This window comes from Metasolibacillus sp., assembly GCF_025291715.1.
Lineage (GTDB): Bacteria > Bacillota > Bacilli > Bacillales_A > Planococcaceae > Metasolibacillus > Metasolibacillus louembei.
Genome location: NZ_JAMBIZ010000005.1, coordinates 134808 through 146999 on the forward strand (window position 1 = coordinate 134808; position 12192 = coordinate 146999).

At 40.1% G+C, this 12192-nt stretch carries 11 protein-coding genes; 10 read left to right on the top strand and 1 reads right to left on the bottom strand.

All coding sequences use genetic code 11. The annotated features are described in order from the left end of the window. Positions 1 to 172 precede the first annotated feature (172 nt). The 8 genes from aspA to M3Z76_RS05570 all read left to right on the top strand — a co-directional run bounded on the left by aspA (position 173) and on the right by M3Z76_RS05570 (position 9418). Complete coding sequence (gene aspA, locus M3Z76_RS05535) at positions 173 to 1594, top strand: aspartate ammonia-lyase (RefSeq protein ID WP_293921238.1); 1422 nt, start codon at positions 173 to 175, stop codon at positions 1592 to 1594. A gap of 82 nt (positions 1595 to 1676) precedes the next feature. Further along, the gene (gene cotE / locus M3Z76_RS05540; RefSeq protein WP_293921237.1) at positions 1677 to 2258 is read left to right on the top strand and encodes an outer spore coat protein CotE; all 582 of its coding nucleotides are present in this window, start codon (positions 1677 to 1679) and stop codon (positions 2256 to 2258) included. Positions 2259 to 2502: 244 nt separating this feature from the next. After that, positions 2503 to 5061: a DNA mismatch repair protein MutS gene (gene mutS / locus M3Z76_RS05545; protein ID WP_293921236.1), complete on the top strand. Its 2559-nt coding sequence runs from the start codon at positions 2503 to 2505 to the stop codon at positions 5059 to 5061. Between the two features lie 12 nt (positions 5062 to 5073). Further along, complete coding sequence (mutL, locus tag M3Z76_RS05550) at positions 5074 to 6897, top strand: DNA mismatch repair endonuclease MutL (RefSeq protein WP_293921235.1); 1824 nt, start codon at positions 5074 to 5076, stop codon at positions 6895 to 6897. Positions 6898 to 6915: 18 nt separating this feature from the next. After that, positions 6916 to 7833 carry an alpha/beta fold hydrolase gene (locus M3Z76_RS05555; protein WP_293921234.1) on the top strand — a complete coding sequence of 306 codons (918 nt, stop codon included), beginning with the start codon at positions 6916 to 6918 and terminating at the stop codon, positions 7831 to 7833. After that, positions 7814 to 8722, top strand: a complete 909-nt coding sequence (gene miaA / locus M3Z76_RS05560; RefSeq protein ID WP_293921233.1) for a tRNA (adenosine(37)-N6)-dimethylallyltransferase MiaA — start codon at positions 7814 to 7816, stop codon at positions 8720 to 8722. Before M3Z76_RS05555 ends, miaA begins: the two co-directional genes overlap by 20 nt. A 143-nt stretch (positions 8723 to 8865) precedes the next feature. Continuing rightward, complete coding sequence (gene hfq / locus M3Z76_RS05565; RefSeq protein WP_293921232.1) at positions 8866 to 9093, top strand: RNA chaperone Hfq; 228 nt, start codon at positions 8866 to 8868, stop codon at positions 9091 to 9093. 22 nt (positions 9094 to 9115) lie between these two features. Continuing rightward, positions 9116 to 9418 carry a rhodanese-like domain-containing protein gene (locus tag M3Z76_RS05570; protein ID WP_293921231.1) on the top strand — a complete coding sequence of 101 codons (303 nt, stop codon included), beginning with the start codon at positions 9116 to 9118 and terminating at the stop codon, positions 9416 to 9418. 72 nt (positions 9419 to 9490) lie between these two features. Here the strand turns inward: M3Z76_RS05570 and M3Z76_RS05575 are convergent, their stop codons facing one another. After that, positions 9491 to 10096 (bottom strand): trimeric intracellular cation channel family protein, encoded by a 606-nt coding sequence (locus tag M3Z76_RS05575; protein ID WP_293921230.1) that lies wholly within the window; start codon positions 10094 to 10096, stop codon positions 9491 to 9493. 153 nt (positions 10097 to 10249) lie between these two features. On the opposite strand from M3Z76_RS05575, the gene M3Z76_RS05580 reads away from it, so the two are divergent. Further along, positions 10250 to 11503: a methionine gamma-lyase family protein gene (locus tag M3Z76_RS05580; protein ID WP_293921229.1), complete on the top strand. Its 1254-nt coding sequence runs from the start codon at positions 10250 to 10252 to the stop codon at positions 11501 to 11503. 300 nt (positions 11504 to 11803) lie between these two features. Next, complete coding sequence (locus M3Z76_RS05585; RefSeq protein WP_293921228.1) at positions 11804 to 12178, top strand: MerR family transcriptional regulator; 375 nt, start codon at positions 11804 to 11806, stop codon at positions 12176 to 12178. Positions 12179 to 12192 lie beyond the last annotated feature (14 nt).

A 12192-nucleotide genomic window follows, 5' to 3' on the forward strand; every position in this document is an offset into this window, starting at 1 on the left:
AAAAGCGTTCCTTTCGGCAGCTATTTTTTATGAAGAATGTCACCGCTTACAAAAAAATTATAAATAAAAATGAAATACTGTTTACAAGCTCATGAAAATTGGCTACTATCATGTTGAATAGATATCAATATTCGATTAAATAGATATCGAAATTAGATAAAGGGGATACTTTATGGAACAGCAAATGCGTATAGAGAAAGATTTTTTAGGAGAGCGTCAATTACCGCTAGAGGCGTATTATGGTATTCAAACATTACGTGCAACTGAAAACTTTCCAATTACTGGTTTATCACTACATACATCATTAATTCGAGCAATGGGGATTGTCAAAAAAGCGGCAGCTCTAGGAAATATGGAAGTAGAATTATTGCCAAAGGAAATCGGTGTAGCGATTATTGTTGCGGCAGATGAAATAATCGCAGGAAAATGGGATCAGCAATTTATCGTTGACCCTATTCAAGGCGGAGCTGGAACTTCCATTAATATGAATGCCAATGAAGTCATTGCAAACCGCGCATTGGAGATTTTAGGGAAAGAAAAAGGCGATTATGCCACAATTAGTCCAAATAGTCATGTCAACATGTCACAATCTACAAATGATGCATTCCCAACAGCGATGCATATTGCGATTTTAACATTGATTGAAGAGCTACTTGCAACGATGCAGCATATGCAAGATACATTTGATAAAAAGGCGGCACAATTTGCCCATGTTATTAAAATGGGGCGTACACATTTACAGGATGCTGTACCAATTCGACTTGGACAAGAGTTTGAAGCATATAGCCGCGTAATCGGTCGTGATATTAAGCGTATTGCTAGAACACGCGAACATCTATATGAAGTTAATATGGGAGCTACAGCTGTAGGAACAGGTTTAAATGCTGTACCAAACTATATTTTAGCGGTAGATTGTCATTTAGCAGAGCTTTCTGGTTTCCCATTGACAGGTGCAACACATTTAGTGGATGCAACACAAAATACCGATGCCTATACAGAAGTATCAAGCGCATTAAAAATTTGTATGGTCAATATGTCGAAAATTTCCAATGATTTGCGTTTAATGGCTTCAGGGCCACGTGCAGGGTTTAACGAAATTTTCTTGCCAGCACGTCAGCCAGGCTCTTCTATTATGCCAGGTAAAGTAAACCCAGTTATGCCAGAAGTATTAAATCAAGTAGCGTTCCAAGTTATCGGAAATGACCATACAATTTCGATGGCCTCAGAGGCAGGACAGCTAGAGTTAAACGTAATGGAGCCAGTACTCGTATTTAATCTAATTCAATCGCTAAGCATTATGAACAATGTATTCGAAGCATTTACAGAGCATTGCTTAAAAGACATCCAAGCAAATGAGGAGCGTATGAAGGAATATGTAGAAAAAAGCGTTGGTATTTTAACTGCGGTGAACCCGCATATCGGCTATGAAACAGCAGCTCGTTTAGCAAGTGAAGCAATTCGCACAGGGCAATCAATTCGTGAGCTATGTATTGAAGCTGGTGTATTGACAGCTGAACAGCTGGACCTTATTTTAGATCCATATGAAATGACACATCCAGGTATTGCTGGTTCAAGCATGTTAAAGCATTTATAAAATGAACATTCCCTCTTCCTAGCACCATTTAGGCGCGTGCCGCATAAACTATGGCGAGCCACATAGGAAGGGGGATTTTTCGTTGAAACGATTACGTCAAATCGTGACAAAGGCAGTTGTAGCGAAGGGGAAAAAACGTGTTGAGAGTGTCGAAACGCTATGTCCGCCAAATGTTCCAACGAGTATTTTAGGATGCTGGGTGATTAATCACCATTACCAAGCGAAAAAAATTGGGAATTTTGTTGAAGTGTCAGGGAAATTTGATATTAATGTATGGTATGCTTACAACCAACATTCGAAGACGGCGGTTTACACAGAAACGATCACATATCGCGATCGCATTAAATTGCATTACCGCGATGAAAAAGTGAAGGACACAAACGAGGTTCATACACATGTTGAACAACAGCCAAACTGTGTTGAGGCAATAATTATCAATGGTGATAAGTTCCAGGTAACAATTGAGCGAGAATTTTTAGTCGAACTCATTGGAGAAACGACAGTTTGCATTCATGTGCATCCATTGGATTATGAAGATGAATGGGAGTTTGCAGAATCATCCTCATCATCGAGCTCGTCATCGTCTTCAAGCTCTTCAGCAGCGTTAGGCGGCTCCAGTTCATCAACTATCCGGCATATAAAAGAATCTTCATCGTTTCAATAAGTGAAGCAAGCTGCTAGAGAAATCTGGCAGCTCTTTTTTGCATTCGCAAATATCTTGAAGAAATTCGCAGATAAATCAGCAAAAAGCGCAGATATTACTGGAAAATTCGCAGATAAGTCATTAAAAAACGCAGATATTTTATACATAGCCTAGACAATTTTTATTCTCTTAAGAGGCTGACATGCATAATGTTTAGTTTTTTTATATAATAGAAGTATAGAATTTAATTAAAAGAGGTTTTTACATGACGACATACACGCCGATGATGCAACAATATTTAATGATAAAAGAAGATTATAAGGATGCTTTTTTATTTTTCCGTTTAGGGGATTTTTATGAGCTGTTTTTTGAAGATGCGGAGAGAGCTTCACAGCTTTTAGAAATTACGTTAACAAGCCGTGATGGGGGAAGTAAAGGGCGCATTCCAATGTGTGGTGTGCCACATCATTCCGCAAAAAATTATATTGAAACACTCGTTTCCAAAGGCTATAAAGTAGCAATTTGTGAACAAACGGAAGACCCAAAGATAGCCAAAGGTGTTGTAAGACGCGAAGTTGTGCAACTGATTACACCTGGGACGATTACAGAGGGTAAAACAATTGATGGCAAGACGAATCATTTTATCGGTGCGGCACAATATGTTGCAGAGCAGCAAATTGCTTTTGTCACACTTGATATTTCCACAGGCGAGGCAACAGCAACGATTATTGAAGGGGATATTAAAACATTATTCCAGCAGCTACAATCCTATGCCATTCGTGAGCTGATCGTTGGTGAGGCAATGCATCTAGAGGCAGCAGAAATGGCACAGGCATTAAATATTGTACTCTCTATCGAACATGATGAAATGCAGCAAACACAGCAATTTACGAGTGACTTGCCTCCAAATGTTCAGCCGATAGCAAGCAAGCTTTTACGTTATATTGAACGTACGCAAATGCGTTCACTTTCACATATTCAGCCATTCCGCTTTACTGAAATGAATCACTATTTATCGATAGACGCAAATTCAAAGCGCAATTTAGAGCTGATGCAGTCCATTCGAGGTGGTGACCAAAAGGGTACACTTTTATGGCTGCTTGATGAAACAGTGACAGCAATGGGTGGACGTAAATTAAAGCAGTGGCTACATCAGCCGCTTGTGCAACGGACTAAAATTGAGCAACGTTTAACAATTGTGGAGCATTTATTAGAGGACTTTTTTGTGCGTGAAGAGCTGCGTGAGCGTTTAAAGCAAGTGTATGATCTAGAGCGTTTAGCTGGTCGTGTCGCATTTGGTAATGTCGGTGGTCGAGATTTAGCACAGCTGCGTGAATCATTGCAACAAGTGCCTGCAATTCGCGAGCAGCTACTGGCAAGTAAAAGCGAGCCGCTGCGTCAATTGGGCGAGGTGCTCGATATATGTGAGGAAGTGGAGCAGCTGCTTGCTGTAGCGATTACAGATCACCCACCGATTACCATTAAAGAGGGTGACGTTATTCGTGATGGTTACCATGACAAGCTTGATGAGCTACGTTATGCGGCACGTAACGGCAAAGATTGGATTGCCCAGCTTGAGCAAAAGGAGCGCGAGCTAACAGGCATTAAAAATTTAAAAATTGGCTATAATCGCATATTTGGCTATTATATCGAAATTACAAAATCTAATTTTGGCAATGTAGATTTAACGCGTTATGAGCGTAAGCAAACATTAGCAAATGCAGAGCGCTATATTACGCAGGAGCTTAAGGAAAAAGAAGCATTAATTTTAAATGCAGAAGAGCAAAGCCTAGCGCTTGAATATGATTTATTCGTCGCATTACGCGAGGAGCTAAAAGCTTATATCCCACGTGTACAAGCACTTGCATCTGAAATAAGTGAGCTTGATGTATTTATTAGCTTTGCAAGCATTTCAGAGAAATATCATTTTACACGTCCAATATTCCATGATGGACGCGATTTAACGATTAAAGAAGGGCGTCATCCAGTCGTTGAAAAAATGCTAAATAAACAACTATATGTGCCAAATGATTGCATTTTGCCGAGCGACCGCAATATGATGCTTATTACAGGGCCGAATATGTCTGGTAAAAGTACATATATGCGTCAAGTAGCCATTACGGTAATTTTGGCACAAATGGGCTGCTATGTACCTGCTAAAGAGGCAAGCTTACCAATTACCGATCAAATTTTCACACGTATTGGAGCAGCCGATGATTTAGCGGCAGGACAATCCACATTTATGGTGGAAATGCTTGAATCGCAATATGCGATTACACATGCGACGAAAAATAGCTTGTTACTATTTGATGAAATTGGGCGTGGTACATCTACATATGATGGTATGAGCTTAGCGCAGGCGATGATGGAATATATTCATCAGGAAATCGGTGCAAATACACTGTTTTCGACGCATTACCATGAGTTAACAGAGCTTGAGCATGACTTGGCACGTTTACAAAATGTCCATGTTAGCGCAACGGAGCGTGATGGCAAAGTTGTCTTTTTACACAAAGTGAAAACAGGGGCAGCCGATAAAAGCTATGGTGTGCATGTAGCTGAGCTGGCAGAAATGCCAGAGCCAATTATTGAGCGTGCAAGAGTGCTGCTCACACAATTTGAGGAACAGGAAGCGGTAAAGCCTGTGCAAGAGAAGCCAAGCATTGTAGCAGAGCAACTAACTTTATTCACAGACCAGCCTTCCTTATCAAAGGAGGAACAGGAAGTGTTAGAGGTGTTACAGAAGGCAAATATTATGGGAACAACGCCGCTACAGGCGATGACGCTATTGCATGAATTACAGCAAAAATTATTAAGCAAATAGAGGTGAGCGCGAATGGGGAAAATCCACATTATGGATGAATGGCTATCCAATAAAATTGCAGCGGGTGAGGTAGTAGAACGTCCTGCATCTGTTGTCAAAGAGCTTGTGGAAAATGCCATTGATGCTGGTGCGACAACGATTGAAGTGTTTTTAGAGGAAGCGGGATTAGCGTTTATCCAAGTTGTTGATAATGGGAGTGGTATGAGCGAGGAGGATGCATTGAAATCCTTTGCAAGACATGCCACTTCTAAAATTGAAAAAGAGCAGGATTTATTCCGCATTCGCACGCTCGGCTTCCGTGGTGAGGCATTAGCCTCCATTTCATCCGTCTGCAAAATGACGATGAAAACATCTGATGGTCAAGACGGTGCAGAGCTCTATATTGAAGGTGGACATATTAAAAGTCAGAAGCCAGCTGCACTGCGACAAGGAACAGATATTACAGTAGCGCAATTATTTTATAACACACCTGCGCGTTTAAAATATTTAAAAACAGTACAGACAGAGTTAGGTCATTCAATTGATTTAATGAATCGTTTAGCATTAGGCAATCCACATATTGCCTTCAAGCTTGTGCACAATGGACAGGTTCAGCTGCAAACAAATGGCCGAGGGCATGTGCAGCAAGTGCTCGCAGCGATTTATGGCGCACATAATGCGAAAAAAATGTTTGCATTTAACGGTGAAACAAATGATTATAAAATACATGGCTTTGCAACATTCCCTGAGCTCACACGCGCTTCAAAAAATTACATTTCGATATTTGTGAATGGGCGTTGGGTGAAGCATTATTTAGTACAAAAGGCGGTCGTTGATGCATTTCATACGTATTTGCCGATTGAGCGCTATCCAATTACCGCATTGTTTATTGAAGGCGACCCGCAGTTAACAGATGTCAATGTTCACCCTGCCAAGCATCAAATTCGTTTAAGTAAAGAGCCTGAGCTACTGCAATTAGTAGAGCAAACAATTCGCAAAGCTGTAAGTGACGTTGTCCGCGTTCCCCTAGCAGCAAAGCCGAAAAAGCCTGAGAAGCTACCAACAGAGCAGCTCAATATATGGAAACCAGCGCCAACTTTTAATGAGGAGAAAATGGCTTCGATTGTTCAACATTTAAAGGAAAGTCGACTAGAGCCAGCCCCTTTAAGAGGAGAGCCTGTGCAAGTAAAGGAAAGCCAGCCACCATTAACTGTGGAAAGCTTCGAAGAGCCTATAATAGAGCAACCACCAGTAGTGGAGGAAAAAAAAGCACCATTTCCACAGCTTGAAGTTATTGGGCAAATTCATGGAACTTATATTGTTGCTCAAATGGAGGATGGCTTTTATTTAATTGACCAGCATGCTGCGCAGGAGCGTATAAAATATGAATATTATCGCGAAAAAGTAGGCGATGTGAATGCCAACGAACGACAGGCACTGCTCCTGCCACTGACATTCCATTATTCAGCAGATGAAGCGTTACGTTTAATGGAGCATCAGCAAAGCTTGCAGGAGGTTGGTATTTATTTAGAGCCATTTGGTCAAAACTCCTTCGTTGTACGTGAGCACCCAACTTGGTTCCCCAAAGGCTTTGAACAAGAAGTAATTGAGGAGCTAATTGAGCAAGTGTTGACAACACGCAAGGCTGATGTGAAAAAGCTACGCGAGGAAGCAGCGATTATGATGAGCTGTAAAAAATCCATTAAAGCGAATTACTATTTAACAAAGGAGCAAATGGATCAACTGCTAAATGATTTAAGAGAGGCAGAAAATCCGTTTACATGTCCACATGGACGTCCTGTATTAATTCATTTTTCAACATATGAGCTAGAAAAAATGTTTAAGCGTGTCATGTAAAGTGAAGGGGGATTTTTAATGAAACAGCAACAGCTATTTTTAACGATGCGAGACGGGCAACAAGTTTTTGTGCGCATATTTGAGCCAGAGCACCCAATTGGACATATGCATATTTTGCATGGAATGGGCGAACATTCAGGACGCTATGAGGAGTTTGCCAAGCTTTTGTGTGCGCAGGGCTATTATGTATCACTACACGATCATAGAGGGCATGGCTATACGGCTAGGGGCAATTACGGGCATTTTGCGGATGAGCGCGGCTTCCATCATGTCGTATTAGATGTACTTGAAGTGCTTCTATATCTTCGTAAAACAGTGACAGTTCCCTTGACGCTATTTGGTCATAGCATGGGCTCATTTATCGCACGCCGTTTTATTCAGCTTTATAGCGATCAAATTTCAGCCTGTATTATTTGTGGTACAGGCGTTACATCCGCAACACATTTAGCAGGTAATCAGCTTGCGAATACATTAGCGAAGGCACAAGGCAAGCAAACAGCGAGTCCTTTCATGAATCGCTTAAGCTTTGGTAGCTTTAATAAAGCATTTGCAGATACAACAACAGAATTTGATTGGCTATCGCGTGACGCGGATGAAGTGCAAAAATATATCGATGATGAAATGTGTGGCTTTATTCCATCGCATCAATTTTACGCCGATTTGACAGAGGGCTTACTACTTGTCCATCGCAAAGAGGAGATGGCACGCACACGAACAGATTTACCAGTGCTATTTATTAGCGGTAGCCATGACCCTGTTGGCGATTTTGGTAAAGGGGTATTCAAAGTAGCCAAAAGAATGACTGATGTAGGAATGGAAAATGTCACAGTGCATTTATTTGAAGAAATGCGCCATGAAATTTTAAACGAAACAAATAAACAGCATGTGCATGATGCTGTATTACGGTGGTTAAAACATGTCGAAAACGAACTATGATGTTGTTGCAATTATCGGTCCAACAGCATCTGGCAAAACAGCATTAAGCATCCAACTTGCAAAGCTTATCGATGGTGAAATCATTAACGGTGATTCCATGCAAGTATATAAAGGGCTCGATATTGGAACTGCGAAAATTACAGCTGCTGAAATGGATAGTATCCCGCATCATCTGCTTGATATAAAGGAGCCGACAGAAAGTTTTTCAGTAGCGGAATATCAGCAGCTTGTACGTGCTAAAATTGATGAGATTAGTGCACGTGGGAAAGTACCGATTATCGTTGGCGGCACAGGCTTATATGTGCAATCTGTGCTCTATGATTTCCAATTTACAAAAGAACAAGTGAACGAAGAGGCACGCTCTCTTTACTATAAGGAGCTAGAAAAAGTTGGACCTGAGGCAATGCATGCAAAGCTAGCGGCACTAGATCCAGAAACGGCGAGCAATATTCACCCAAACAATACTAGACGAATCATTCGTGCATTAGAAATGGTTGAATTAAGTGGCACATCAAAGGCGGCAGATGAGCATAATAGGGGTGATATCCCACTCTACAACCATTTAATTATTGGCTTAGATATGGAACGTGAAAAATTGTATGAGCGCATTAATTTACGTGTTGATATTATGCTAGAACAAGGGCTTATACAGGAAGTGCGCGAGTTATATGATGCGGGTATTCGAGATGTACAAGCAATGAAAGCAATCGGCTATAAGGAGCTATGCACTTATTTTGCTGGGCTAGTTTCCTATGAGGATGCGGTTGACCAAATTAAGCAAAATTCACGCCGTTATGCTAAGCGTCAACTCACATATTTCCGCAATAAAATGGATGTACAATGGATAGGTACAAATTGGGAACAAGTAAAGTCGCTTTTCGCCGAATGAATTTATAAAAATAGAAGGAAATTTATATTATATAACGAATATATATTAATGGTCATAAAATAGCTTGGTATTTGCTGTGGCAAAGTCAGTCCATGTTTAGTCAAAAGTAAATATCATAATCAATAACAAAGGCGGGTGCTTACGTGAAACCAGTTAATTTGCAAGATGCATTTTTAAACCAATTACGTAAAAACAATACATTTGTAACAGTCTTTTTATTAAACGGCTTTCAACTAAAAGGTTTAATAAAATCTTACGATAATTTTACTGTACTGTTAGAGGTAGAAGGAAAGCAGCACTTGATTTATAAACATGCGATTTCGACATTTGTGCCAGCAAGTACGATAGATATTAATAAAGAAGATGCATAATTCGAATCGGAGGCTTATCGAAATGAAAACAATGACAACAGATGAACTAATTAATTTGCTTGATGCAAACGAGGATTTACACGTAATTGATGTGCGTGAAGACTTTGAAGTAGCAGACGGTGTAATTCCGGGTGCAGTGCATATTCCATTAGGTGAAATTCCAAACAGCTTAGAGCAATTAGATAAATCGCTTCCTTACATCATTGTATGTAAAGGCGGCGTACGCAGCGCAAATGCTTGCGAATACTTAGCAGAGCAAGGCTATGATGTAACAAATCTTGAAGGTGGTATGCTTGCATATGATGGTGAGCTAGAATTTAAGTAAAAAATGAAAAGAGGTGTTAGAAAAGTCACGCGTGAGCCTGATTTTCTGCCACCTCTTTGATTTTCTATCAATCTATTTCACTAACAGTTTTTTTCGTGGCAAATGCCAGCCACGCATATAAGAGAAAATACGTAAAGCTGTCACTGCAATAAACACCATATATAAAAACAAATCGCCAGTTAAAACTTGGAGTCCTATCATTAAACCTGCACCAGCTGCCCACATTGCATAAATTTCATCGCGTAACACAGTTGGTTTACGGCGTGCAAGTAAGTCTCTTACAATACCACCCCCTGAGCCAGTTAAAACAGCTGCCACAACAACAGCACTAATAGGAAGCTCTAATTTCACTGCATACATGGCCCCTTGTACAGCAAATGCTGCAAGCCCAATTGCATCAAATAAATTTCCCCAACGATTCCAATGCTTAATAAAGCGCTGTGGTACTAAAAAGAATAGCGTAACTGCAGCGAGCGCGATTTGGAACATCATTTCTTGACTCCATAAAGTAGTGACTGGTAAGCCAATTAATAAATTACGAATGGCCCCACCACCGAATGCGGTAACAACACCAAGCAAATAAACGCCGAATAAATCATATTCCTCCTCCATCGCAACGATAGCGCCAGACAAGGCAAAAGCGATTGTTCCAATAATACTAAAAACTTCCCAAGCCATTTTCAAACTCCTTCTTATCGTAAATATCTAAGTTAGCAAACATGAGCATAACAATTATATAAAAATTAGTAAAGAGTAAATAGTTGACGTGATGAAAATAGTTGATAAGATGGGATAGGATTAAAAACTATTAAGCAAAATAAGGAGACATCTATGTTCACGTCAAACTTAACAGAACAAACAATGGAGCTTGCTGCTCGTATTGAAAATAAAATTGCTACATTTCATAAAAAAGTAGATGAAAACGCCTTTTTTAATCAGCAAAAAGTATTAACAGCATTTCGTGAAAATCAAGTTTCTGATTATCATTTACATCCTTCAAGTGGCTATGGCTATGATGATGAAGGACGCGATAATTTAGAGCGTGTCTATGCACAAGTATTTGGGACAGAGGCAGCCATCGTTCGTCCGCAAATTATCTCAGGCACGCATGCCATTACGCTTAGCTTATTCGGTGTTTTACGTCCTGGTGACGAGCTCGTTTATATTACAGGCAAACCATATGATACGCTGCAATCAATTGTTGATGGTGGAGATAAAGATACTGGGTCATTAAAGGATTTCGGCATTAAATATAGCCATGTTGATTTAATTGATAATGAGCAAATCGACTGGCAAGGCGTGCGTGAAGCAGTAAATGTAAAAACGAAAATGATCGCTATTCAGCGTTCAAAAGGCTATGCGACACGACCTTCATTTACTGTTGCAGAAATTAGTGAAATGGTGCAGCAAATTCGCTTGATTGCCCCAAGTGCTGTGATTTTTGTAGATAATTGCTATGGTGAATTTGTGGAGCTACTTGAGCCAACAGAGGTTGGCGTTGATTTAATGGCAGGCTCATTAATTAAAAACCCAGGTGCTGGTCTTGCGAAAATTGGCGGCTATATCGCAGGACGTGCAGATTTAGTAGAAAAATGTGCTTATCGCATGACCTCACCAGGCATTGGTGCGGAGGCAGGTGCCACATTAAATACATTAGCTGACTTTTACCAAGGCTTTTTCTTAGCACCACATACGGTTGCACAAGCGTTAAAAGGGGCAATTTTTACTTCGGCGATGCTAGAGGAAATTGGAATGGCAACAGCGCCGCACTACAGCGCACCTCGCACAGACTTAATACAATCCGTATCGTTCCAAACAGCTGAGCAAATGATTGCTTTTTGCCGTGAAATTCAAGCAGCCTCACCCATCAATGCACATTTCGCACCAGAGCCAGCTTATATGCCAGGCTATGAGGACGATGTGATTATGGCAGCAGGTACGTTTGTGCAAGGCTCCAGCATTGAATTAACAGCAGATGGCCCGATTCGCCCACCATATACCGCCTTTGTACAAGGTGGTTTAACCTATGAGCATGTAAAATACGCAATTTGCAGTGCTGTTCAAAAGCTAAGTAATAAAGGCTGAGGTTATGTTAAAAAATTTTAAATTGTTGCAGCATTAAAATTTGGAGTGACAGAATAAAAAAATAATTTTTTGCAAGAAATGGTATGCTCATGCATTGATTTTCGCTCAGTGAAACCTTATATTTTGCAAAAATGCAAACAATAAAACTACCTTAAAAGTGCTGTATAAAGCCATTTTTAAGGTAGTTTTTAATTGCTATTTCGAAGGTTATGATAAGAGAAGATTTCATGTTAGGTTTTATCACATGAAAATTGACGTATAAAAAAACACTGATGTATGATAATAGCGGAGGTGAATTAAATGGGTAGTGAAATTCGTCGATCTATGCCAGTGTTACCAATAAGTATTGTGATGCAGCTAACGGATTTAACAGCGCGTCAAATACGATATTATGAAGAACACAATTTAGTTCAACCTCATCGTACAGAAGGAAATAGACGAATGTTTTCGTTAAATGATGTTGATGTATTGCTAGAAATAAAGGAAATGCTTGAGCGAGGCACGAATATGGCAGGAATTAAAAAAGTATTTGCGATGAAGAAGCATGCGAATACAGAAGGCAAAAAAGAAATTTCTGATCGGGAATTGCGCCGCATTATGCGGGAAGAAATGCTACAAGCACGAAGCATGCAAAAAACATCCATTCGTCAAGGAAACCTTTCACGTTTTTATTAAAAGTGCAAATTACT

Excerpts from the sequence above, each read along its gene's own strand:
- aspA (WP_293921238.1), top strand. The coding sequence starts at position 173 with ATGGAACAGCAAATGCGTATAGAGAAAGATTTTTTAGGAGAGCGTCAA.
- mutS (WP_293921236.1), top strand. The coding sequence starts at position 2,503 with ATGACGACATACACGCCGATGATGCAACAATATTTAATGATAAAAGAA.
- mutL (WP_293921235.1), top strand. The coding sequence starts at position 5,074 with ATGGGGAAAATCCACATTATGGATGAATGGCTATCCAATAAAATTGCA.
- M3Z76_RS05555 (WP_293921234.1), top strand. The coding sequence starts at position 6,916 with ATGAAACAGCAACAGCTATTTTTAACGATGCGAGACGGGCAACAAGTT.
- miaA (WP_293921233.1), top strand. The coding sequence starts at position 7,814 with ATGTCGAAAACGAACTATGATGTTGTTGCAATTATCGGTCCAACAGCA.
- M3Z76_RS05570 (WP_293921231.1), top strand. The coding sequence starts at position 9,116 with ATGAAAACAATGACAACAGATGAACTAATTAATTTGCTTGATGCAAAC.
- M3Z76_RS05575 (WP_293921230.1), bottom strand. The coding sequence starts at position 10,096 with ATGGCTTGGGAAGTTTTTAGTATTATTGGAACAATCGCTTTTGCCTTG.
- M3Z76_RS05580 (WP_293921229.1), top strand. The coding sequence starts at position 10,250 with ATGTTCACGTCAAACTTAACAGAACAAACAATGGAGCTTGCTGCTCGT.
- M3Z76_RS05585 (WP_293921228.1), top strand. The coding sequence starts at position 11,804 with ATGGGTAGTGAAATTCGTCGATCTATGCCAGTGTTACCAATAAGTATT.